Here is a 22,783-nt window from a genome sequence, read left to right as displayed (position 1 = left end):
TCAGAAGGTTACACCGGACACCAGGGCGATGTTGCTGTAAGGCTGGCACTCGCCCGTGCGCACCATGGCCCGGGCCTTGCGCGACAGCATCTTGAACGCTTCGTGGGGCATGTATTCACGCCCGCCCAGCGTGTCGCTCAGGCGCTCGATTTCTGCAAACGCCGGCGGCTCCACGGTTTGTATCTCTTCAGCCAGCACGTGCCGCTCGACCTGCAGCTCGCTCAGGACGCACCGCAGCACACTGGCAAAATCAGGCAGCCCTGGGGTGACAGCCAAGTCGATCAGCTCCACGCTGTGCGGTACGGGCAACCCGGCATCGCCGATGATCAGGATGTCGCCATGGCCCATGCTGGCAATGGCCCGAGACAGTGCAATGTTCAGCAGCGGCGTCTTCTTCATGGCAGCAGCTCCGCGAGCCTGGGGATGGAAGGTTGCGCGCCGGCCCGGGTCACCGACAGGGCAGCCGCCCGTTGCCCGAAGCGGATTGCCTCGCCCTCCTCCAGGCCCTGCACCAACCCCGCCGCAAAGCCTCCGATGAAGGTGTCCCCTGCAGCGGTGGTGTCCAAGGCTTTTACCACGGGTGCCGGATAATGCTGGTGGCCATCGGGCGTGATCAGCAAGGCACCTTGGGCGCCGAGGGTAATGATCACTTTGCCAGCTCCCAGCGCGAGCAGGCGCGTGCCTGCCAGTAAAGCGCTGGCCTGATCATGCACGGCAACACCGGTCAACGCCTCGGCCTCGCTTTCGTTGGGCGTGAGGTAGTCGACATGGTTGAACCATTCGGCGGGCAGCGGCCCTGTTGCTGGCGCTGGGTTGAGTATCACCCGTTTGCCGAGCTGACGGCCTCTGGCCAAGGTCCAGGCCACGGTAGGCAATGGCACTTCAAGTTGGCAGATGATCACCTGCGCCGCCTGCAGCAAGCCGTCGAAGCGCGCTACGGCGTCGGGTACCAGCAACCCATTGCCCCCAGGCACAATGACGATGCAGTTCTGGCTGGCCGCGTCGACGGTGATCATCGCCACCCCCGTGGACACGCCGGCGCAGGTGACCACGCCCTGACAGTCAATGCCTTCCACTTCCAGGGCATTGCGCAATTGCAAACCGTAGGCGTCGTCGCCGACGCAGCCGATCATTGCCGCGCTGGCGCCCAGCCGCGCGACCGCCACGGCCTGGTTGGCACCCTTGCCTCCGGCAGCGGTGAAGAAGGTATCGCCGGCCAATGTCTCGCCAGGCCGTGGCAGGCGCTGAGCGCGCGCTACCAGGTCCATGTTGAGGCTGCCGACTACCACGACCTTGGCACTCATGCGGTTTCCTTAGCGGTAATCGTTGAACAGATCCGGGCGCGGCCCGGTGGACTCGCGCAACACGATGCGCGGGGTGACGATGCGCTGCTGCGCCGAGCTATTGCGAGGCTGAGCGATACGCGCCAGCAGCAGCGCCGCAGCGCTCTCGCCAAGCTCGCGGATGGACTGCCCCACAGTGGTCAAGGGTGGGTAGACGTAGCGGCTCAGCTCGATGTCGTCGAAGCCGATCACCGACAGCGCACCCGGCACGTCGATGTGGCGCTCGGCCGCTGCGCGCAATACGCCGAACCCGATCATGTCGTTGCCCGCAAAAATGGCCGTCGGCCGCGGCCCTGCCAGCAGCTCGGCAGCTGCAGCGTGACCGCCTGGGCTGGTGAAGTCACAATGGCGCACGCGCTCAGGGGCCACGGTGACGCCCGCCTCGGCCAAGGCTCGACGAAAACCGCCCAGGCGCATCTGCGTCACCCCGGTTTCTGCTGGCCCACCGATGTAGGCGATATCCCGATGGCCAAGCTCCAACAGATGGCGCGTAGCCAGGTAGGCGCCCAGCTCATGATCGATCCGCACCAGATCGGCATCGACGCCTTCGAGCTCTCGGTCCACGATGACCATGGGTGTGCGCACCTCTGCCAGGCTTTGCAACAAGTCGTCATCCTGCCCTACCGACCCGACCACCAGCCCATCGATGCGCTTTTCCAACAGCACCCGCAGGTAATTACGCTGCTTTTGAGGGTCGTCGTCGGAATTGCACAGGATCACGCAATAGCCATTGCGCTCGCACGCGTCTTCAATGCCGCGGGCCAGCTCGGCGAAATAGGGGTTGACGCTATTGGGCACAAGCAAGCCGATGGTGGCCGTGCTGCGTGCCTTGAGCGACCGCGCGACGGCGCTGGGCACGTAGTCAAGCTCCCGTATGGCGGCCTCGACTTTGAGCCGAACAGGCTCGCTCACCGGCCGCGTTTTGTTCAACACGTGGGACACGGTGGTGTAAGAAATCCCCGCCAGGGCCGCGACGTCTTTGATGGTTGCCATGGTTCAGTTCCGCCGGGCTGCGCGCCGGCTGCGATAAGTGTCGAGCACCACGGCAATGACGATCACAGCGCCGGTAATGATGCGTTTGGTTGGCTCGCTGGCACCGATCTGCGCAAGGCCCGCTGCCAGCACGGAAATGATGAGCACGCCAAAAAAGGTGCTGATGACCGAGCCACGCCCACCCATCAGGCTGGTACCGCCGATCACGACGGCGGCAATCACCTGCAACTCCAGGCCGGAGCCCGCATTGGGGTCGGCCGCCTCCAGGCGCGACACCTGAAACAACGCAGCCAGGCCAGCCAGCAGCCCCATCAGGGCGAAGACCAGTACCTTGTAGGGGCGCGGGTCGATACCAGCCAGGCGCACGGCTTCTTCATTGGTGCCGATCCCGATCAGGTAGCGCCCGAATACGGTACGGGTGAGCACCAGGTGAGCGATTACGATCACCAGCAAGGCGATGATGAACGCGGGTGATATACCGAAGGCTATCGGGTTGGAGAACCAGGCATAGGCATCGCCGATGTAGGCCGTGCGCGAATCGGTGAACTGGTAGGCCAGGCCGCGGGCCATTTCCAGCACGCCCAACGAGACGATGAACGAAGGGATGCGCCAGGCCACGGTGACGACGCCGGTAACGCTGCCAGCCAATGCGGCCACCGCCATGCCCAGCAGTGCAGCCGGCACGATGCTCCAGCCCCAGCCAAGAATCGCAACGCTGACTGTCGATGCGGCCAGGGCCAGCACCGAACCGACCGACAGGTCGATGCCGCCGATGATCAGCACGAACGTCATGCCCACGGCCAATACCATCAAGTCAGGTATCTGGTTGGCCAGGGTACTGAACGTACCGTATGACCAGAAATGGCTGCTCAGCATCGAGAACAGCACGATCATCGCCAGCAAGGCGCCGGCCAGCCCCAGGTAAGTACCAAGGCCCAAGTAGGTGCCGCTGCGGCGTGCCGGGGCAGCGCTTTGGTTTTCGAGCGGTGTGGTTTTCATGCGTCCATCCTGGGGGCTGCAGGGTGCAGCAGTGCGTCACGTTTCTGATAGCCGGCGAAGGCTGCCGCCAGCAACTGGTCCTGGGTCCAGTGGTCACGTTCGAAGGTGTCGATCAACCGACCGGCAGACAAGACCGCAATGCGGTCGCAGATCAGCATCAACTCGCGCAGATCGCTGGAGACCACGACCAGGGCCTTGCCCTGCCGAGCGAGTTCGGCGAGCAAACCGTAGATGTCGAACTTGGCACCGACATCGATGCCGCGCGTAGGCTCGTCGAACAGCAAGACCCGGCAATCGCGCTCGAGCCAGCGGCCGATCACCACCTTCTGCTGATTACCACCAGACAGCTCGCCGACCACTTGATCAGCGCCGGCACTGCGAATGCGCATGGCCTGTATTTGCCGCTCGGCCAAGTCGCGTTCGGCTTGGCGGTCCAGGACGCCAGCCCACGACACCGCACCCAGGTTGCCCAAGGCGATGTTGGCGCTGATCGACTGGCTCAACAGCAGGCCTTCGCCTTTGCGATCTTCGGTGATCAGGGCAATACCCGCGTTGACGGCGGACTTTGGCGAATCGATGGTGACGGGCAGCGGCGGCTGGCCCAGGGCAATGCTACCGCTGTCGGCGCGGTCGGCGCCGTAGATCAACCGCAGAAGCTCTGTACGGCCCGCGCCGATCAGCCCGGAGATACCGAAGATCTCCCCAGCACGGACTTCAAAGGATACCTCCCGCACCTTCTCGCCCCGGCTGAGCTTGTCCACCCTGAGCAGTGGACCACCTAATGAGCGGCGGCCCAGGTCGATGTGTTCGCCCAGTTCACGCCCAACCATCAGGTTGACCAACTCGGCGCTGCTGTAGCGCTGAATCGATTCGTCACACACCAGCCTGCCATCGCGCAGCACGACGATACGTTGAGCGACGCGCTGCAGTTCTTCGAGCCGATGGGAGATATAGACGATAGCCACCCCCCGGGCGCGCAAGCGCTCGATCTGGGTGAACAGCAATTCCACCTCGCGCGCGGTCAGCATGGCGGTGGGCTCATCGAAGATCAGCACGTGACAATCTCCGATCAGGTTGCGGGCAATCTCGACCATTTGCTGGTGACCGATGCCCAACTCTCCGACCGGGATATCGGGGTCAATGGCCTCCAGCCCCACCTGGGCCATGGCATCGACGGCCATCTGGCGCAGGCGCTTCTGGCTGATCCAGCCGAGGCGGCTGGGCAGGTTGTCCAGAAACAGGTTTTCTGCCACGGTCAGGGTGGGCAACAGGTTCAGTTCCTGCATCACCATGCGCACGCCGAGGCGCTCGGCCTCGCGGCGACTGGCCGGCGCATAGGCCTGCCCGCGGTAGAGCATGTGCCCGGCAGTGGGGGTTTCCAGGCCGCTGATCAACTTGGACAAGGTGCTCTTGCCAGCGCCGTTTTCGCCAGTCAAGGCCAGCACCTCGCCGACACGCAGCTCCAGGCTCACCTCGCCCAGCACCGGCTGGGCGTACGTTTTGCCGAGGCCGCGGGCAGCCAGGACCACATCATGGACCGATGCGGACATCGCCGTGTCTCCTGGCAGCATCAAGGTTGCTTCGTGATCAGTTCGACCGGGGTCTGGATGACGTTATCGGCATCCACATCCGGCTTCTCGCCCTTGACCATTTTCAGCGCGGCCTGGATACCGAAAACGGCTTGCTGACTGGCTGCCTGATCAAGCGTGGCCAGTACGCGGCCGTCGGCAATCATGGGTTTGATGGCATTGATGTTATCGTAACCGACCACCTGCACCTGGCCAGCCTTGCCAGCCGCGCGCACCGCCGAGACCGCACCCAGGGCCATGCTGTCGTTGCCTGCCAGCAATGCCTTGAGATCAGGGTATTCGTTGAGCATGGACGCGGCGACGGCATTGCCTTTGTCGATTTCCCAATTGCCGCTCTGCGTGGAGACGATCTTGATCTGTGCAGCGTCCATCGCATCCTTGAAGCCTGCGGTACGCTGCTGGGCATTGGTCGTGGTCGGCACCCCTTCGATGATGCCCACCTGATCGCCCGCCTTGAGTTTTTCCGTGGCCAAGTATTCGCCCACCAGGCGCGCGCCCTTGCGGTTGTCAGGGCCTACAAAGGGTACGCTGATGCCTTTACTCTTGAGCAGCTCGGGGTCAAGTCGGTTGTCGATGTTGATTACAACCACACCCTTGTCCATCGCTTTTTTCACAGCTGAGACCAAGGCTTTGGAGTCTGCCGGCGCGATCACCAGCGCCTTGGCACCGGCGTTGACCATCTGCTCGACGATGCGGATCTGCTCGCCTGTGTCGGTCTCGTTCTTGATGCCGTTGGCCACCAGATCGAATTCGCCTGCGTGGGTTTGCTGGTAGGCCTTGGCACCGTCTTCCATGGTGCGGAAAAACTCATTGGCCAATGATTTCATGACCAACGCCACCTTGGGCTTGTCTTCGGCATGAGCCGCCGAAAATGGCATGGCGATGGACAAGGACGAAAGAACAGCGACGGCCAGCAAGCGGCCTGGGAACGGCAGTTTCATGGGCGATGACTCCGAATCTTGTTTTTTTATCGGAAAGCAAACGTTTGCGCTAAGTAACTATGCGAACGCGCCAAGCGTTTGTCAAATACCTACAGCTGAATTCCCAGCGAGATTATCCGTAAATTTCCGGATAACCGAATACGTTTTCCTACCAATATTCGGGTTTTCGAATGAAATGCTTCCGGCCCAAATTGCGCACGTCATTCGACGCCTCCAACAAGACGTCACCCTCATCAACGCACGCGGTAGGACTGAACCTGCCTGAACGCTCTGTCACGAGCTGTTACAGAGGCTATTGGCGATCTGGTACGGAACATGCCTTAGCGACTGCGCGACGCACTAAAAACCATCTCATTAGGAAGAGAGCACAAAAACGATGAATGCCGCACTGAAATCCTTTGCCCCCAGCGCACTCGCCCTGCTGCTGATCCTGCCCGCTACGGTTTCGGCCGATCAAGCCAAGTCCCAGCAAAAGCTCGCCAACGTGGTCATCCTGGCAACCGGCGGCACGATTGCCGGGGCCGGTGCCAGCGCCGCCAATAGCGCTACTTACCAGGCCGCCAAGTTGGGCGTCGACAAACTGATCGCCGGCGTGCCTGAACTGGCAGACCTGGCCAACGTGCGTGGCGAACAGGTCATGCAGATCGCCTCCGAGAGCATCTCTAACGACGATCTGCTCAAGCTGGGCAAGCGGGTGGCTGAGCTGGCCGACAGCAAGGACGTGGATGGCATCGTCATCACCCACGGTACCGATACCTTGGAAGAAACCGCCTACTTCCTGAACTTGGTCGAGAAAACCGACAAGCCTATCGTGGTCGTCGGCTCCATGCGCCCCGGCACCGCCATGTCGGCAGACGGCATGCTCAACCTGTACAACGCCGTCGCCGTCGCCAGCGACAAGCAGTCGCGTGGCAAGGGCGTGCTGGTGACGCTCAATGACGAAATCCAGTCGGGCCGTGACGTCAGCAAGTCCGTGAACATCAAGACCGAGGCCTTCAAGAGCGCTTGGGGCCCGATGGGCATGGTCGTGGAAGGCAAGTCCTACTGGTTCCGCCTGCCAGCCAAGCGCCACACCCTGAATTCGGAATTCGACATCAAGCAGATCAGCAGCCTGCCTCAGGTGGACATTGCCTATGGCTACGGGAACGTGACTGATACCGCCTACAAGGCGTTAGCACAGAACGGCGCCAAGGCGCTGATTCACGCAGGTACCGGCAACGGTTCGGTGTCTTCGCGCGTGGTGCCTGCACTGCAGGAGCTGCGCAAGAACGGCGTGCAGATCATTCGCTCTTCCCACGTCAACCAGGGCGGTTTCGTGCTGCGCAACGCCGAACAGCCTGACGACAAGAACGATTGGGTAGTGGCCCATGACCTGAACCCGCAGAAAGCGCGCATCCTGGCCATGGTCGCCATGACCAAGACCCAGGACAGCAAGGAGCTGCAGCGGATTTTCTGGGAATACTGATCCCATCAACGCTGGAGCCGATCATCGGCTTCAGCGTTACCAGGCATCCTATCTGAACTGATATTCCAAGCCAGCACCGGCGTACCATGAACGCCCCGGGGCTGCCTCGTAATAGCGTTTGTTGCTGTCACCGACAATCACCGAACCCACGTACTGACGGTCGAACAGGTTGTCCAGGCGCACCAGCTGATGGAACGTCCAAGGGCCGACCTGTTGCTCGAAGCGCGTGCGCCAGTGGAACACAGCATAGGCGGGCGCAGCTTTCTGCTGGTTGCTGTCCTCAACGAACACCTTGCTGCGGTACTGCCCCTCGAACCCCATGCTGACCGACGTGGTGGGTTTCCACACCACTTCTGCATACAGGTTGTCTCGCGGCACACCTGGCAAGCGGTTGCCACTGTCGATGACTTGTCCGCCTTGCTTGAAGTCGTCGGCATAGCGAGCGTCGGTATGGGTGTACACCCAAGTGGTCTGCCAGCGCTCGGCAAGGTCGCTCTGTAAGCTGGCTTCGAAACCACGGCGCACGGTCTGCCCGGCATTGTGGTAACTGGTGCGACCGTTGGTGGCATTATCGACCACGATTTCGTTATCCGTACGGATCTCGAACAGGGCTGCGTTCAGCCGCGTGGCGGCGCCCAGGCGATATTTCACCCCTAGCTCATATTGCTTGCTGGTGGCAGGTTCCAGCCCGAAGTTGAAGCTTTCCTGCAAGCCTGGCGCATAGGCCATTTCGGCCTGTGTAGGCGTTTCGAAGCCCTTTCCTAGGCTGGCGTAGCCACGCAGATCAGGCGTGAAGGCATACATCACAGACAGCGTCGGGTTGGCCTGCTGATACCGCTTGGCACCGCTGGCGTCACCGTTTTCCAGATAGTGGTCATCGACCTTCATCTTCATAGTGCTGTAGCGCACACCCAGCTCGCTGGTCCAGTTGCCAATTTCCCAGCGCGCCTGCACATACGGGTCGAGGCTGGTAGCGATGTCTTTCTCGTCGCGCTTGAGCTCGCCCTTGACCCCAAGTTGGTCGCCACGGAAGTTCTGGTAGCCCCTGCGGTCATCCGTACTCTGGTCGTAGTCGGCACCCACGGTGAACGTGAAATGCCCAGGCACGGCCAGTACCGGCTGAATCCAGCGCAGCGTACCGCCGTGAAACTCGCGGTCAAAATCGACCACACCGCCACCGCGCTGGCTGTTGGAAGCGACCTGCCGAGGAATCGACAGGTACTGCACCACGCTCCGGCGCCCTGCGTAGAGATTGAACTGAAGGGTAGCGTCGCCTACGTAGCGTTCGTAGTTCATGCCCACCTGTTGGTGGTCGATACTCTTGCGCGTGTTGTAGGCCCTTGCGCCGTCAGTGACCGAACGTGGGTCGTGCTTGTAGCTGGACCAAAGCTGACCCAGCGGGTCTTGCGTGTTGTTCTGTTCCAGGCTGCTATAAATCAGCGCCAGGCGTGAATCAGCGTCCGGCTTGATGTGCACCTTGGCGAACGTCTGGTCGCGCTTGGCCGCGCTATGGTCACGGTAACCATCGGTGTCCATGCGCGAAGCATCCAGCACGAAACCACCGATCTCGTTGCCCCCTTGCGCCGACAGGTGATGCTTGCTGAAGCCATCGCTGCCAAATGTTGTTTCGGCACCAAGGCGAGCCGGCCCTTCCCCATCACGGCTGAACATCTGGATGACACCGCCAGCGTTGCTGCCATACAGCGTAGCGGCCGGGCCACGCAGTACCTCGATGCGGTCGGCCACATCCAGGTTCAGCGTGGCTGCCTGACCCTGTCCGTCTGGGGTGCTGGCGGGGATACCATCGCTGAGCAGCTTGATACCGCGTACGCCGAACGCAGAGCGAGCACCAAAGCCGCGTGACGATATCTGCAGGTCCTGGGCATAGTTCTGGCGATTCTGTACTACGAGGCCAGGGACTTTGGTCAGGACCTCTGACAAGTTGACGCCAAGTTGGCCATCCGTGCCATTGGACAGGTCGACCGTGTCCACCGAAAAAGGCAGGTCGAAGCTGCTGGTAGGGGCGTAGGCGCCGGTGACGACCATCGGATCGATAACGATCGCGGTCGACGGGTCGGCCCAGGCCTCAGTGTGAGCAGTAACACCACCGACAAACAGCAAAGCGAGGTGTGTGGAAGAGGTAAGGCGTAAGACCAATCGATACATGAGCAATTTCCGGAAAGTGCCGCTATTACAGCAGACCTTGGCCTGGATCGCGAACATGACGAGGACGAGCCGCAGAACTTTCCCTTCAAGCTGTTGCGAAATCCCTTACAGTGAAATACTGTACGTGCATACAGCAAAACAAGGAAATGCCTGTGTCTACCTCCTCGCCCTCACCTGCCAGCTACCAACAATTGGGCATGCGCATCCAGAAAATCATCAACAACCCTATTGCCCAGCGCAGCCGGGCGGCTTTGATCTTTCGCCTGGAACAGGAAACACCGGAGGACTGGGACACGTTGCTGGCCGAGATTGCCGAAAATGACAATGTCACCCTCGCCCACCGTGACGATGGCGGCGTACAGATTTTCTGGACTGTGCCCAAGGAAGACTGACCGCGCATGAGAGTTTCGCTTATTGCAGCTGCCTGCCTGCTGATGGCTCCGCTTGCCCATGCCGATGCGCCCCGTACGTTCCAGGAGGCCAAGAAGGTCGCCAGGCAACTCTACGCACCACAATCCACCGAGTTCTATTGCGGTTGCAAATACAACGGCAACAAAGTCGATATGGCTTCATGTGGGTATACACCACGCAAGAATGCCCAACGCGCTTCACGCATCGAGTGGGAACACATCGTGCCGGCCTGGCAAATCGGCCATCTGCGCCAATGTTGGCAAAGCGGCGGTCGCAAGGCCTGCTCGCAGCACGACGAGGTATACAAACGCGCCGAAGCCGATCTGCACAACCTGGTGCCAAGCGTGGGAGAGGTCAACGGCGACCGCAGCAACTACAGCTTCGGCTGGCTGCCAGAGCAACGCGGGCAATACGGCAAGTGCCTTACCCAAGTGGACTTCAAGGCCAGGAAGGTCATGCCGCGGCCTTCGATCCGCGGCATGATTGCACGCACCTACTTCTATATGAGCAAGCAATACAACTTGCGCCTATCCAGGCAGGACCGCCAGCTATTCGAGGCGTGGAACAAGACGTATCCGCCGCAGCCCTGGGAATATCAACGCAACCAGCGGGTTGGGTGCCTGATGGGGCGCGGCAATGAGTTCGTAGGGCCGGTCGACCTCAAGGCGTGTAGCTGATCGACCGGCTACGAGCGCTTAGCGGGCTGCGCCGTGCTGGATGACCACTGAATCGGTACCAAGCTTGGCCATGACTTCATCGCGACGGGCCTGAGCCTGCTCCCGGGTTGGAAATGGCCCCAGCAGGACCACAGGCTTGCCGTCCCGGTACTCCACCGAAGACGGTATGCCCTTCTCGATCAGACGCGCGGTCATGTCGCTGAGTGCACCCATGTTGGCGCCCTGGATGACTTCGACGTCCCATCCCTCTGGCGCGGGCTCACCTTCGAGCGCCTGCGCGCGGCGCTGCAATTCGGCGCCCCCGCACAGCTCACGGATACGCAGGTTATTGCCATTGTCGTCGACAATGATTTCGTACTGACCGTCGCGTTTGATGGCCACGTAACTGCGGTAGGCCTGGTATTGGCCGGCATCGTCCTTGCCGCGCACCTGACCGCAGATCGTACCCTGGGTATCGATGCGCACGTTACCGAACTTGGCGGTCTTGGGGTTTTGCAGGTGTTCGGCCACACGCTTGTGCACGCCCTCCACCTCGTTGTCACACCCCGCCAGGGCCAGTACTGCCATTACCACCGCCAGTTTGCGCACGCGTCTACCTCCAGGTTGGAAGAGGCGGATTCTACCACGCGAGGCCATGAACCGGACTGCGGCCAAAGGTTACACGCTGATTCAAGCAGACATGCAAAAAGGGCGACCATTTCTGATCGCCCTTTTTGGGATTTGGTAGGCACAATTGGACTCGAACCAACGACCCCCACCATGTCAAGGTGGTGCTCTAACCAACTGAGCTATGTGCCTGTCGTGTGGTGCGCATATTAGAGATCTGCTAAGCACCTGTAAAGCTTTTTTTCGATATAAATCAGAAACTTTCGAACACGGCTCGGACGGGAGCCATGCCAAACTTTCTCACGCCAAACGCAAGAAGGGTGACCCTTTCGGATCACCCTTCTTTGATTTGGTAGGCACAATTGGACTCGAACCAACGACCCCCACCATGTCAAGGTGGTGCTCTAACCAACTGAGCTATGTGCCTGTCGTGGTGCGCATTCTACGTAATTACAAAAGCGTGTCAACAGTTTTTTTTGCGCTAACTCACTGAATTGCAAACTCTTTATAAAGAAGCGTCAGACGCAGGCGGTGTTTATGATTTTCAGCGGATGACTAGCGGGTGTTTATTATTATTGATAGCATCGCTATATTCGTTAAAAATATAAAACACGAGGTTCTGCAGCATGGCTAACACCCCCTACCCCCAGTCCTACTACGCCGCCTCGGCCAACCCGGTGCCGCCACGTCCGGCGCTGCAGGGTGAGGTGCAAACCGATGTCTGCATCATCGGCGCAGGCTACACCGGCTTGTCCAGCGCCCTGTTCCTTCTAGAAAACGGCTTTAAGGTCAGCGTCGTCGAAGCGGCCAAGGTTGGTTTCGGCGCCTCGGGCCGCAACGGTGGCCAGATCGTCAACAGCTACAGCCGCGACATCGATGTCATCGAGCGCACCGTGGGCGCCCACCAGGCGCAGCTGCTGGGCGAAATGGCCTTCGAGGGCGGGCGCATCATCCGCGAGCGGGTGGCCAAGTACAACATCCAGTGCGACCTCAAGGATGGTGGCGTTTTTGCTGCACTGACCAGCAAACAGATGGGTCACCTGGAATCGCAAAAGCGCCTATGGGAACGTTTCGGCCACAACCAGCTGGAGCTGTTGGATCGACAGCGCATCCGCGAAGTGGTGGCCTGCGACAACTATATCGGCGGCATGCTCGACATGAGCGGCGGTCATATCCATCCGCTCAACCTGGCCCTCGGCGAAGCTGCTGCCGTCGAATCGCTGGGTGGCACCATCTATGAGCAAACCCCGGCCGTGCGCATCGAGCGTGGCGCCAACCCGGTCGTGCATACCCCACAGGGCAAAGTGCGCGCCAAGTTCATCATCGTGGCGGGCAACGCCTACCTGGGCAACCTGGTCCCAGAGCTTGCCGCCAAGTCCATGCCCTGCGGTACGCAGGTCATCACGACCGAACCCTTGGGCGATGAACTGGCGCGTACCTTGCTGCCGCAGGACTACTGCGTCGAAGACTGCAACTACCTGCTCGACTACTATCGCCTGACCAGTGACAAGCGCCTGATCTTTGGTGGCGGCGTAGTATATGGGGCACGGGACCCGGCCAACATCGAGGCGATCATCCGTCCGAAGATGCTCAAGGCCTTCCCGCAGCTGAAGAACGTCAAGATCGATTACGCCTGGACCGGCAACTTCCTGCTGACGTTGTCGCGCCTGCCACAAGTAGGCCGGATCGGTGACAACATCTATTACTCCCAGGGGTGTTCGGGCCACGGGGTCACCTATACCCACCTGGCAGGCAAAGTCCTGGCCGAGGCGATGCGTGGCCAGGCGGAGCGGTTCGATGCCTTTGCCGGGCTGCCGCACTACCCGTTCCCGGGCGGTCAGATGCTGCGCGTGCCTTTCAGTGCCTTGGGCGCTTGGTACTACAGCCTGCGTGACCGCCTGGGCTTCTGAGCTAAGGCATGGCAGCCCGTAAAGGGCTGCCACTTGGCGTGATGCTGTTCATTCGATATCGCTGGGCCGTAGCCGCTCCGGCGCCCCGTCAAGGCCGCTCTTACAGTGACCGCGTGACGCTTGATGCGAGCGGTCTCACTTGATGCTGTCCAGGGCCTGCCTGGCCGCTAATTCCTGACCCGCACGCGCCAGTTCGTCAGCGGCCTGCAGCCAGCGCTGACGATCGACGTTCGCCGGCAACTGCCCCGGCGGCTGCACCAGAATTGCCCAGCGCCCCTCCTTCGCCCAGGCAGAGGCGAAATCGTCGAATGCCATCACCAGGCGGCGTTGCATGCCTGCACGCATCAGCACGCGCTGTTTGTACCGGTCATACCCTATCAAGACCGCATACCTGGGTTCGCTCCACCATGCCGAACCGTCCTGATAGCGAACCAGCACCGGGTTTCCAGCGGCAACCTGCGTCAACAAGGCATCGAGCCGCTTGTCCAAGGGGTACACCACCCTCCCGTAGTTCCGCGCAACGCGCGCAATGCTGGTATCGAGGCTGTCGAGGCCCATGGGCAGGTTCAGCGGCTGATCGAGCAACCCTGGCGTGATGGGCGCACCTTGCTGCGACAGGACCGCGGCCAATGCCATGGCTGCGCTGTGGTTGGCGTTACCGCGGTAGAACGGAACGCTGCTGAGCTCCACCCGCTGGGGCAGGCCCTGGAGGGCGGTAGAGGGTGTCCCGGCACAACCTGCCAAGGTGACACCCAACCAACACGCCAGGATGAGCTGACGAACGGCCTTGGTCGGCGACGACGAGGTGAAAGTGGGCATGGGGTACTCGCTTGCTCAAACGCAGGGCAGGCAGCGCCCTGCTGTGTTCGCGATGATAGGTCCCACAACAGCGGCGGTACAGTCCGACAGGGCATGTTGGCGAATCAGCTCGGCGCCGCAGGCGTTATTCGATGGAACGTACCGACGCAGGGGCTACACTAATCAAGTGTCTGGAAGGCAATCGCTGGCGTATCAAGCGCTCGCCGTAGAGATGGAGGCACGAATGAATATGACCTTGGCAATCATCATGTTGGTGTGCATGTGGCTCAGCGTTGCGGTGGCCATGCTCTGGGGCGTACTGCGCATCGCACGGCGGCACGCTCAACCCGTTGCGCAAACACAGCCACGCCCTCAACCCGCCCCTGCACGGCGTGCTCCACGCGCAGCAGCGGCGCACTGACCCCACCCGAAACATGCAGCGAATGGGGCGCCATGCGCCCCGCCTGCTGTCATCCTTGCTTGGCCTCACGCTTGAGGCGTGCCCGACGTGCCAGAATATTCAGAATCTCGATAGCGGTCGAGAATGCCATGGCCGCATACACATAGCCCTTGGGCACGTGGGCGCCGAACCCCTCGGCGATCAGTGTCATGCCGATCATGATCAGGAAACCTAGCGCCAGCATGACAACGGTAGGGTTGTCGTTGATGAAGTTGGCCAACGGATCGGCCGCCACCATCATCACGATCACGGCAGTAATCACGGCGATGATCATGATCGGCAAATGTTCGGTCATGCCTACGGCAGTGATAATGCTGTCTACCGAGAACACGATATCGAGCAACAGAATCTGGAAAATCGCTGCGGCAAAGCCCAAGGTGACGGTAGAAGAAGCCTTGGACTCTTCCTTGGCACCGTGTGGGTCGACGTTCTCGTGAATTTCCTTGGTGGCCTTCCACAGCAAGAACAGGCCGCCGGCAATCAGGATCACATCCTTCCAGGAGAAGGCGTTGCCAAACACCTCGAACACAGGGTCGGTCAGTTGCACGATCCAGGCAACGGTGCTCAGCAGTGCCAGACGCATCACCAGTGCCATGCTGATACCGATGCGACGTGCCTTGGAGCGATACGCAACGGGCAACTTGTTGGTCAGGATGGAGATGAAGATAAGGTTGTCGATACCCAGTACTACTTCCATGGCCACCAGCGTGGCAAGCGCCACCCAGGCTGTGGGGCTAGCGGCAAGTTCCAGCAAATATTCCATTGTTCACATCCTGTCACGCGGGTTAGGGATCAAATGTCCTGGGTTTTGGAGGCAGGGTCATCTTGCTCGGGCTCTTGCTTCTCGGGCCCCAGCGCGTCGCTCAGGGCCTGCTGGGCAGCCTGATTGGTTTGCTCGATAACCTGCTGAGCCGACTTCGCTGCCTGGTCCAGCACCTGCTGCGCAGACTTCTCAGCCTGATCACAGCCGGCCAGTATTATCAGCGTCATGCCCATGACCAGCGCAGTACCCATTGATTTGAAATACAGCATAGGCGCCTCCGGAATGATGTGCGCAGGCTCGTATCAGCCTGAATGATGTGGATTCTAGTCGGCGCAACACTTCTGTAAAATTCGTATTTTCAAGCGATATACTTCGGTTTTTTCGAATTGGCCTTTGCGCTCATGCTTAACTATCGCCAGCTTCACTACTTCTGGGTGGTAGCCCGAACCGGCAGCATCGTTCGCGCCAGCGAGCAATTGAACTTGACGCCACAGACCATCAGCGGGCAGATCACGCTGTTGGAACAGGCTTATGGCGTCGAGTTGTTCCAGCGGGTTGGTCGGCAATTGGAATTGACTGAAACCGGACGCCAGGCGCTCACGTACGCCGAGCAGATGTTCCAGCTAGGGGGAGAGCTTGAAGCCATGCTGCGTGCCGGCCCCCAGGAGCAGATTCTGTTCCGGGTCGGGGTGGCTGACGTGGTGCCCAAATCCATTGTCTATCGATTATTGGCACCGACCATGGAGCTTGAGAATGTGCTGCGCATCAACTGCCGTGAAGACAAGCTGGAGCGCCTCCTGGCCGACCTCGCCATTCAGCGACTGGACCTGGTCATTTCAGACAGCCCGATGCCGCCGCACCTGGACATCAAAGGCTATAGCCAGAAACTGGGAGAATGTGGCCTGAGCTTTTTCGCAACCCCAACATTGGCCCACCGGCATGCCGGCCTGTTCCCGGAGTGCTTGCACGATGCACCGCTGCTCATACCCGGGCAGGAAACCGTACTGCGCAGCCGCCTTCTGCGCTGGCTTGGTGAGCAACATATCCAACCGCGTATCGTCGGCGAGTTCGACGACAGCGCCTTGATGCAGGCGTTCGGGCAGTCTGGCAGTGGCATCTTCGTGGCGCCCAGCGTAATTGCCGAAGAAGTGTGTCGCCAATATGGCGTACAACTGATCGGACAAACCGAGGCCGTGAACGAGTCCTTCTACGCTATTTCAGTCGAGCGCAAGGTCAAGCATCCTGGCATCGTTGCCATCACTGAAGGGGCACGACGCGAACTGTTCAACTGGTAGCGTTTCCTGACAACGGCCAGCAAGTGCCTGACCAAGGTCTATGGTAAAGTCCAGCCCTTTTCAGATTTCGGGACCTCGCTGCGCATGACACCGCTCCTTCGCCTTCTCAACCGCACCGGCCTGGTGACGCAAATCGTGATCGGTCTGGTGGCAGGTATCGCCCTTGCCCTGATCGCGCCAGCCGTCGCCCGCGACCTGGGCTTTTTCGGTACGGTGTTCGTCAGTGCCTTGAAGGCGGTGGCACCCGTGCTGGTATTCATCCTGGTCATGGCATCGATTGCCAATCATCGACACGGACAGGAAACCCACATCCGTCCCATCTTGTGGCTGTACTTGCTCGGCACGTTCGCCTCGGCTGTCGTGGCGGTGGTTGCCAGCATGATGTTTCCTTCGCACCTGGTACTGAACGCAGCCGACGCCACCCTAAGTGCACCGGGCGGCATCAACGAGGTGTTGAAGAACCTGCTGCTCAGTGCGGTCGACAACCCGATCAACGCGCTGCTCAACGCTAATTTCATCGGTGTGCTGACTTGGGCGATCGGCCTGGGCATCGCATTGCGCCACGCCGGTGACACCACCCGCAAGGTGGTCGACGACCTGTCCAATGGCGTTACGCTGATCGTGCGCATTGTCATTCGCTTTGCGCCACTGGGCATCTTCGGCCTGGTCACCTCCACCTTGGCTCAGTCCGGGCTGAAAGCGATGCTGGGGTACCTGCACCTGCTGGCGGTACTGATCGGGTGCATGCTGTTCGTCGCTCTGGTCATGAACCCGCTGATCGTGTTCTGGAAAACCCGTCGCAATCCCTACCCGCTCACCCTGCTGTGTCTACGCGAAAGCGGTATTACTGCATTTTTCACCCGCAGTTCGGCAGCCAATATTCCTGTGAACATGGCGTTGTCCGAACGGCTTGGGCTGCATGAGGATACTTATTCGGTATCCATTCCGCTGGGGGCCACGATCAACATGGCCGGCGCTGCAATCACCATTACCGTATTGACGCTGGCGGCGGTGCACACTTTGGGCATTCCCTTGGATCTCCCCACGGCCGTGTTGCTCAGTGTGGTAGCGGCGGTCTGTGCTTGCGGTGCGTCAGGCGTGGCCGGCGGTTCCTTGCTGCTCATCCCGCTGGCCTGCAGCCTGTTCGGTATTCCCAGTGAAATCGCCATGCAGGTCGTGGCGGTGGGGTTCATCATCGGCGTGCTGCAGGATTCCGCCGAAACCGCACTCAACTCCTCCACCGACGTGCTGTTCACTGCAGCCGCTTGCCAGGCCGAGGAGCGCCGCAGCGCCTGATTCAGCCGGGCCGTCTTGCGGCCCTCCCCTCATTTACCTACGCTAATGGCCTTTTCCCAGCAATGAGACAGGGCCATGTCCGAGCAAGACACCACCACTGAAGGTCGCTTGAACAGCGTCGAGATTCGCGTGCTCGGCTCGCTGATCGAAAAACAGGCCACCAGCCCGGAAAGCTACCCACTCACCCTCAACGCCCTGCTCCTGGCCTGTAACCAAAAGACCAGCCGCGAACCGGTGATGAACCTTACCCAGGGCCAAGTAGGCCAGGCGCTGCGCAGCCTCGAAGCACAACAGATGGCACGCCTGCAGATGGGCAGCCGCGCCGATCGCTGGGAACACCGGGTGGACAAGGCGCTGGAATTGGTGCCTGCACAGCTGGTGCTGATGGGGCTGATGTTCCTGCGTGGCCCGCAGACCCTCAGCGAGTTGCTAGCCCGCAGCAACCGCCTGCACGACTTCGACGACACTGACCAGGTCCGCCACCAGCTCGAGCGCCTGGTATCACGTAACTTGGCCGTGCACCTGCCGCGTCAGGCCGGTCAGCGGGAAGACCGTTACACGCATGGGTTGGGTGACCCGGCGGAAATAGAAACCATTCTGGCCGCAAGGCAGCAGGAAGGTCCAACACGCAGCGGTACCGGCGCGGCCGCGCAGGATCGAATCGAAGCACTGGAAGCGCGTATCGCTGCATTGGAAGCTCGCCTGGACGCACTTGGCGGCTAGGCTTCAACGGTCTGATTTGGGGAAGTTGCGGCAGCTCTTGCGCTCGGCCATTTCACGATCGCTTGGGCGCTGATCGACGAATACGGTGCGGCCGTTACTGTAGATCTCAAGGTAGCCCCAGTGCAGGTCTTGTTCAGTCTGCCCAGGCTTTGGCGGCACTAGCCACCAGGGTTCGCGGCTGATCAGGGTCATGGCGTGGCTCCTGGAGGGTCTGCATGTAAGCATAGACACCCTCATGCCACGGGGGTTTAGCCAGGCCCATGACAAAACCCCCGCATGCGCTGCGCCGTAGAGCACGGCCAGTGCATGCGAGGGTTGCGGCTCTGCCCAAATGTCGCTTATGCAGGGGCCGTGGTGCGGATCAGGTGGTCGAAGGCGGCCAGAGACGCCTTCGCCCCTTCGCCTACAGCGATCACGATCTGTTTGTAGGGCACCGTCGTTACGTCACCTGCAGCGAACACACCCGCAATACTGGTCTGCCCCTTGGCATCGACGATGATTTCGCCGCGTGCCGACAGTTCAACGGTGCCTTTGAGCCAATCGGTGTTCGGCAACAGACCGATCTGAACGAAAATCCCCTCCAACGCCAGCTCCTGTTCGATGTCGCTGGTCCGGTCCTTATAACGCAGGCCAGTTACTTTTTCGCCATTGCCGATCACTTCGGTGGTCAGTGCCTGGGTGATGACCGTCACGTTAGGCAAGCTGTGCAACTTGCGTTGCAGCACCGCATCGGCACGCAGCTGGCTATCGAATTCAATCAACGTCACCTGCGCCACGATACCTGCCAAATCGATCGCCGCTTCCACGCCGGAGTTACCGCCACCAATCACCGCCACGCGCTTGCCCTTGAACAATGGGCCATCGCAGTGCGGGCAGTAGGCCACGCCGCGGCCACGGTATTGCTGTTCACCCGGTACATTCATCTCGCGCCAGCGAGCGCCGGTGGCCAGGATGACGGTCTTGGCCTTGAGCGAAGCCCCGCTCGCCATGCGCACTTCATGCAGGCCGCCGTCGGTAGCCGGAATCAGTGCTTCACCGCGCTGCAGGTTCATGATGTCCACCTCGTACTGCTTGACGTGTTCTTCAAGCGCGGTGGCCAGTTTCGGGCCTTCGGTTTCATGCACGGACACAAAGTTCTCGATGGCCATGGTGTCGAGCACCTGCCCACCGAACCGTTCGGCGGCCACGCCGGTGCGGATACCCTTGCGCGCTGCATAGATGGCGGCAGAAGCACCTGCCGGGCCACCGCCCACGACCAGTACATCGAACGCCTGCTTGGCATTGAGTTTCTCGGCCTGACGCGCGCCGGCGTTGGTGTCAATCTTGCCAAGAATTTCCTCAAGACCCATGCGCCCCTGGCCGAACACCTCACCGTTGAGGTACACGCTGGGCACGGCCATGATCTGGCGGGCATCGACTTCAGCCTGGAACAGTGCACCGTCGATGGCCACGTGGCGTACGTTGGGGTTGAGCACCGCCATCAGGTTCAATGCCTGAACCACATCCGGGCAGTTCTGGCAGGACAGCGAGAAGTAGGTCTCGAAGCTGAACTCCCCTTCCAGCGCCTGGATCTGCTCGATCACTTCCAGGCTGGCCTTGGAGGGGTGGCCGCCCACTTGCAGCAGCGCCAGTACCAGGGACGTGAACTCGTGGCCCATGGGAATGCCGGCGAAACGCAGGCTGATGTCGCCGTTGGGGCGATTGAGCGAGAACGAAGGGCGGCGGGCGTCGTCGCCATCGGCTCGCAGGGTGATGAGGCTGGACAAGCCGGCGATTTCCACCAGCAGGTCGTGTAATTCGCGGGACTTCGCACCGTCGTCGAGGGAAGCAACGATCTCGATCGGCTGGGTGACCCGCTCCAGGTAGGTTTTCAGTTGCGATTTAAGCGTGGCGTCCAACATACGGGCGATTTCCTTTTTCAAAACTCGGATACAAAAACGCCCAGGCGAAGTCGCCCGGGCGTTTGACGGGGCGGTAAGTGGTTCAGCTGTGGCGGCTGCTTACCGCCCGCGTATGGCACATGACTGGCTGCTCATCCCGCAAGGCCTGCGCGGCGCTGCCGCTGCACAGGCGCTTATCGGGCGAGAATCAGATCTTGCCGACCAGGTCCAGCGACGGCGCCAGAGTAGCCTCGCCTTCTTTCCACTTGGCTGGGCAGACTTCGCCTGGGTGCGCGGCGACGTACTGGGCAGCCTTGACCTTGCGCAGCAACTCGGTAGCGTCACGACCTACACCACCGTCGTTCAGCTCGACGATCTTGATCTGGCCTTCGGGGTTGATCACGAAGGTACCGCGGTCAGCCAGGCCGGCTTCTTCGATCAGTACGTCGAAGTTGCGGGCGATCACATGGGTCGGGTCGCCAATCAGTGGGTACTGGATCTTGCCGATGGTGTCCGAGGTGTCGTGCCACGCTTTGTGGGTGAAGTGGGTGTCAGTGGAAACACCGTAGATCTCAACGCCCAGTTTCTGGAACTCGGCGTAGTTGTCAGCAAGGTCACCCAGCTCGGTCGGGCATACGAAAGTGAAGTCGGCTGGATAGAAGAACACGACAGACCATTTGCCTTTCAGGTCGGCTTCGCTGACCGGGACGAACTCGCCCTTGTGGTAGGCAGTGGCGTTGAACGGTTTGACCTGGCTGTTGATGATAGGCATGAGAGACGCTCCTTCATGGGTTGAAATCAGTTGACGGAGAGAATCCTAACCGCATGGACCGATAAAGGCTCATTGGCAAACCTGATGCTTATGATTGGCTTTGGCTATGAGCCAGACCGGTCAAGGGCTGCCTAGCCCGGTGTTGCCCAAGCGGGCGGCAACCCATGGATGCGGCGGCGTGGGGGCTGCGGCTCGTTAACCGCCACCCCGCAACCAGGCCGCACGTTGCGTGCGGCCTGGGTTGAGTCAGCGAGTCACCGTGCGCATGGTCACGAATTCTTCCGCTGCCGTGGGGTGCACGCCGATGGTTTCATCGAACTGTTGCTTGGTCGCGCCCGCTTTGAGCGCGATGCCCAGGCCCTGGATGATCTCGCCTGCATCCGGCCCGACCATGTGGCAACCGAGCACCTTGTCGGTCTTGGCATCCACCACCAGCTTCATCAGGGTCTTTTCCTGGATGTCGGTGAGGGTCAGCTTCATGGCGCGGAAGCGGCTTTCGAAGATCTTGACCTCATAGCCCTGCTCGACAGCCTGTTCTTCGGTGAGCCCTACCGTGCCGATAGGCGGCTGACTGAACACTGCCGTGGGGATATTCTGGTAGTCCACGGGGCGGTACTGCTCCGGCTTGAACAAACGCCTGGCCACGCCCATACCTTCAGCCAGTGCCACAGGCGTCAGTTGCACGCGGCCGATCACATCACCAATGGCCAGGATCGAGGGCGCCGTGGTCTGGTATTGATCGTCTACTCGCACATACCCCTTGTCATCCAGTTCGACGCCGGTGTTTTCCAAGCCAAGGTTGTCCAGCATCGGACGCCGGCCGGTGGCGTAGAAGATGCAGTCGGCAACCAGTTCCCGCCCGTCCTTGAGCGTCGCCTTGAGGCTGCCATCCTCGAGTTTGTCGATGCGCTGGATGTCAGCATTGAACTGCAAGTCGAGCCCGCGTTTTTCGAGCTCTTCCTTGAGGTGGGTACGCACCGAACCATCGAAGCCGCGCAGGAACAGATCGCCGCGATACAGCAACGTGGTCGCGGCGCCCAGCCCCTGGAAGATCCCGGCGAATTCCACCGCGATGTAGCCGCCGCCCACCACCAGCACCCGCCGCGGCAGGTCCTTGAGGTAGAACGCTTCGTTGGAGGTGATCGCCAATTCCTTGCCAGGGATGTCCGGCACCTGGGGCCAGCCGCCGGTGGCGATCAGGATGTGCTCGGCGCTGTAGCGCTGACCTTCGACCTCGACTTCGTTGGGCCCGGTCATGCGCGCATGGCCTTGAATCAGGGTTACGCCGCTGTTGACCAGCAGGTTGCGGTAGATGCCATTAAGCCGTTCGATTTCACGGTTCTTGTTGGCGATCAGCGTACCCCAGTCGAAGTGCCCTTCTTCCAAGGTCCAGCCGTATCCAGCCGCTTGCTCCAGTTCGTCGGCCACATGGGCGCCGTACACTAGCAGCTTTTTAGGCACACACCCCACGTTGACACAGGTGCCGCCCAGGTAGCGGCTCTCGGCAACCGCTACCTTCGCGCCAAAACCGGCAGCGAACCGTGCGGCGCGCACGCCACCGGAGCCGGCGCCAATCACGAACAGATCAAAATCGTAGGCCACTTTTCGTTCTCCAAAAAAAAGCTGCAAGCTTCAAGCGGCAGACTGCACAACGGGCAGCGTGGCTTGTCACTTGCAGCTTGGTACCGGCAGTTTC

At 60.7% G+C, this 22,783-nt stretch carries 22 protein-coding genes, 2 tRNA genes and 1 pseudogene; 8 read left to right on the top strand and 17 right to left on the bottom strand.

Going from position 1 to position 22,783, the window contains the following annotated elements:
• The 6 genes from rbsD to FS777_RS07825 are packed head-to-tail and all read right to left on the bottom strand — an operon-like array spanning position 1 to position 5,865.
• Positions 1 to 399 (bottom strand): D-ribose pyranase, encoded by a 399-nt coding sequence (rbsD, locus tag FS777_RS07850; RefSeq protein ID WP_145254852.1) that lies wholly within the window; start codon positions 397 to 399, stop codon positions 1 to 3.
• Positions 396 to 1,304 carry a ribokinase gene (gene rbsK / locus FS777_RS07845; protein WP_058637788.1) on the bottom strand — a complete coding sequence of 303 codons (909 nt, stop codon included), beginning with the start codon at positions 1,302 to 1,304 and terminating at the stop codon, positions 396 to 398. The genes rbsD and rbsK overlap by 4 nt, the downstream gene beginning before the upstream one ends.
• Before the next feature lie 9 nt (positions 1,305 to 1,313).
• Positions 1,314 to 2,336 (bottom strand): LacI family DNA-binding transcriptional regulator, encoded by a 1,023-nt coding sequence (locus FS777_RS07840; protein ID WP_078478397.1) that lies wholly within the window; start codon positions 2,334 to 2,336, stop codon positions 1,314 to 1,316.
• A gap of 3 nt (positions 2,337 to 2,339) precedes the next feature.
• On the bottom strand, positions 2,340 to 3,335 hold the full coding sequence (locus FS777_RS07835; protein ID WP_058603349.1) for an ABC transporter permease: 996 nt from the start codon (positions 3,333 to 3,335) through the stop codon (positions 2,340 to 2,342).
• Entirely contained in the window at positions 3,332 to 4,885 is a 1,554-nt protein-coding gene (locus FS777_RS07830) for a sugar ABC transporter ATP-binding protein (protein ID WP_145254848.1), read from the bottom strand. The genes FS777_RS07835 and FS777_RS07830 overlap by 4 nt, the downstream gene beginning before the upstream one ends.
• Positions 4,886 to 4,905: 20 nt before the next feature.
• Positions 4,906 to 5,865, bottom strand: coding sequence for a sugar ABC transporter substrate-binding protein (locus FS777_RS07825; protein ID WP_058637791.1), 960 nt, complete (start codon positions 5,863 to 5,865; stop codon positions 4,906 to 4,908).
• A gap of 376 nt (positions 5,866 to 6,241) precedes the next feature.
• On the opposite strand from FS777_RS07825, the gene FS777_RS07820 reads away from it, so the two are divergent.
• Entirely contained in the window at positions 6,242 to 7,330 is a 1,089-nt protein-coding gene (locus FS777_RS07820) for an asparaginase (protein ID WP_145254845.1), read from the top strand.
• A gap of 48 nt (positions 7,331 to 7,378) precedes the next feature.
• On the opposite strand, the gene FS777_RS07815 is transcribed toward FS777_RS07820, so the two are convergent.
• Positions 7,379 to 9,376: a TonB-dependent receptor gene (locus tag FS777_RS07815; protein ID WP_256675159.1), complete on the bottom strand. Its 1,998-nt coding sequence runs from the start codon at positions 9,374 to 9,376 to the stop codon at positions 7,379 to 7,381.
• Positions 9,377 to 9,642: 266 nt separating this feature from the next.
• Between FS777_RS07815 and FS777_RS07810 the strand changes: the two genes are divergently transcribed.
• Positions 9,643 to 9,888 (top strand): DUF1654 domain-containing protein, encoded by a 246-nt coding sequence (locus FS777_RS07810; RefSeq protein ID WP_058603354.1) that lies wholly within the window; start codon positions 9,643 to 9,645, stop codon positions 9,886 to 9,888.
• 6 nt (positions 9,889 to 9,894) lie between these two features.
• On the top strand, positions 9,895 to 10,584 hold the full coding sequence (locus tag FS777_RS07805; protein WP_058603355.1) for an endonuclease: 690 nt from the start codon (positions 9,895 to 9,897) through the stop codon (positions 10,582 to 10,584).
• Between the two features lie 18 nt (positions 10,585 to 10,602).
• On the opposite strand, the gene FS777_RS07800 is transcribed toward FS777_RS07805, so the two are convergent.
• The 3 genes from FS777_RS07800 to FS777_RS07790 form a co-directional block, all read right to left on the bottom strand.
• A complete protein-coding gene (locus FS777_RS07800; RefSeq protein ID WP_058603356.1) occupies positions 10,603 to 11,172 on the bottom strand; it encodes an SPOR domain-containing protein in 570 nt (189 codons plus the stop codon).
• Between the two features lie 133 nt (positions 11,173 to 11,305).
• A tRNA-Val gene (locus tag FS777_RS07795) sits at positions 11,306 to 11,382 on the bottom strand.
• Between the two features lie 158 nt (positions 11,383 to 11,540).
• Positions 11,541 to 11,617: transfer RNA gene (locus FS777_RS07790), tRNA-Val, on the bottom strand.
• Positions 11,618 to 11,816: 199 nt separating this feature from the next.
• On the opposite strand from FS777_RS07790, the gene FS777_RS07785 reads away from it, so the two are divergent.
• Positions 11,817 to 13,100: an FAD-binding oxidoreductase gene (locus FS777_RS07785; RefSeq protein WP_145254839.1), complete on the top strand. Its 1,284-nt coding sequence runs from the start codon at positions 11,817 to 11,819 to the stop codon at positions 13,098 to 13,100.
• A gap of 135 nt (positions 13,101 to 13,235) precedes the next feature.
• On the opposite strand, the pseudogene FS777_RS07780 reads toward FS777_RS07785, so the two are convergent.
• Positions 13,236 to 13,938 (bottom strand): annotated as a pseudogene (locus FS777_RS07780) (peptidase C39 family protein).
• A 204-nt stretch (positions 13,939 to 14,142) separates the two neighbouring features.
• On the opposite strand from FS777_RS07780, the gene FS777_RS21395 reads away from it, so the two are divergent.
• Positions 14,143 to 14,319, top strand: a complete 177-nt coding sequence (locus FS777_RS21395; protein ID WP_178091250.1) for a hypothetical protein — start codon at positions 14,143 to 14,145, stop codon at positions 14,317 to 14,319.
• A gap of 49 nt (positions 14,320 to 14,368) precedes the next feature.
• Here FS777_RS21395 and FS777_RS07775 read toward each other — a convergent pair whose 3' ends face one another.
• A complete protein-coding gene (locus FS777_RS07775) occupies positions 14,369 to 15,121 on the bottom strand; it encodes a TerC family protein (protein ID WP_027916097.1) in 753 nt (250 codons plus the stop codon).
• A 29-nt stretch (positions 15,122 to 15,150) separates the two neighbouring features.
• Positions 15,151 to 15,390 carry a hypothetical protein gene (locus FS777_RS07770; RefSeq protein WP_145254836.1) on the bottom strand — a complete coding sequence of 80 codons (240 nt, stop codon included), beginning with the start codon at positions 15,388 to 15,390 and terminating at the stop codon, positions 15,151 to 15,153.
• Positions 15,391 to 15,522: 132 nt separating this feature from the next.
• Between FS777_RS07770 and nhaR the strand changes: the two genes are divergently transcribed.
• The 3 genes from nhaR to FS777_RS07755 all read left to right on the top strand — a co-directional run bounded on the left by nhaR (position 15,523) and on the right by FS777_RS07755 (position 18,435).
• The gene (gene nhaR, locus FS777_RS07765) at positions 15,523 to 16,416 is read left to right on the top strand and encodes a transcriptional activator NhaR (protein WP_145254833.1); all 894 of its coding nucleotides are present in this window, start codon (positions 15,523 to 15,525) and stop codon (positions 16,414 to 16,416) included.
• A gap of 84 nt (positions 16,417 to 16,500) precedes the next feature.
• The gene (gene sstT, locus FS777_RS07760; protein WP_058637797.1) at positions 16,501 to 17,712 is read left to right on the top strand and encodes a serine/threonine transporter SstT; all 1,212 of its coding nucleotides are present in this window, start codon (positions 16,501 to 16,503) and stop codon (positions 17,710 to 17,712) included.
• Between the two features lie 75 nt (positions 17,713 to 17,787).
• Positions 17,788 to 18,435 carry a YceH family protein gene (locus FS777_RS07755; RefSeq protein WP_058603363.1) on the top strand — a complete coding sequence of 216 codons (648 nt, stop codon included), beginning with the start codon at positions 17,788 to 17,790 and terminating at the stop codon, positions 18,433 to 18,435.
• Between the two features lie 3 nt (positions 18,436 to 18,438).
• Here FS777_RS07755 and FS777_RS07750 read toward each other — a convergent pair whose 3' ends face one another.
• From FS777_RS07750 to gorA, 4 genes are all read right to left on the bottom strand, one after another.
• Positions 18,439 to 18,627 (bottom strand): hypothetical protein, encoded by a 189-nt coding sequence (locus FS777_RS07750; protein WP_058637798.1) that lies wholly within the window; start codon positions 18,625 to 18,627, stop codon positions 18,439 to 18,441.
• A gap of 146 nt (positions 18,628 to 18,773) precedes the next feature.
• Complete coding sequence (ahpF, locus tag FS777_RS07745) at positions 18,774 to 20,336, bottom strand: alkyl hydroperoxide reductase subunit F (protein WP_058637799.1); 1,563 nt, start codon at positions 20,334 to 20,336, stop codon at positions 18,774 to 18,776.
• A gap of 187 nt (positions 20,337 to 20,523) precedes the next feature.
• Positions 20,524 to 21,087 (bottom strand): alkyl hydroperoxide reductase subunit C, encoded by a 564-nt coding sequence (gene ahpC, locus FS777_RS07740; RefSeq protein WP_028686434.1) that lies wholly within the window; start codon positions 21,085 to 21,087, stop codon positions 20,524 to 20,526.
• A 246-nt stretch (positions 21,088 to 21,333) separates the two neighbouring features.
• The gene (gorA, locus tag FS777_RS07735) at positions 21,334 to 22,689 is read right to left on the bottom strand and encodes a glutathione-disulfide reductase (RefSeq protein WP_058637800.1); all 1,356 of its coding nucleotides are present in this window, start codon (positions 22,687 to 22,689) and stop codon (positions 21,334 to 21,336) included.
• Positions 22,690 to 22,783: the final 94 nt, after the last annotated feature.

Source organism: Pseudomonas sp. DE0157 (assembly GCF_007678615.1).
In the GTDB taxonomy this organism is placed as follows: domain Bacteria; phylum Pseudomonadota; class Gammaproteobacteria; order Pseudomonadales; family Pseudomonadaceae; genus Aquipseudomonas; species Aquipseudomonas parafulva_B.
This window is presented reverse-complemented; position numbering and strand designations above follow the sequence as displayed.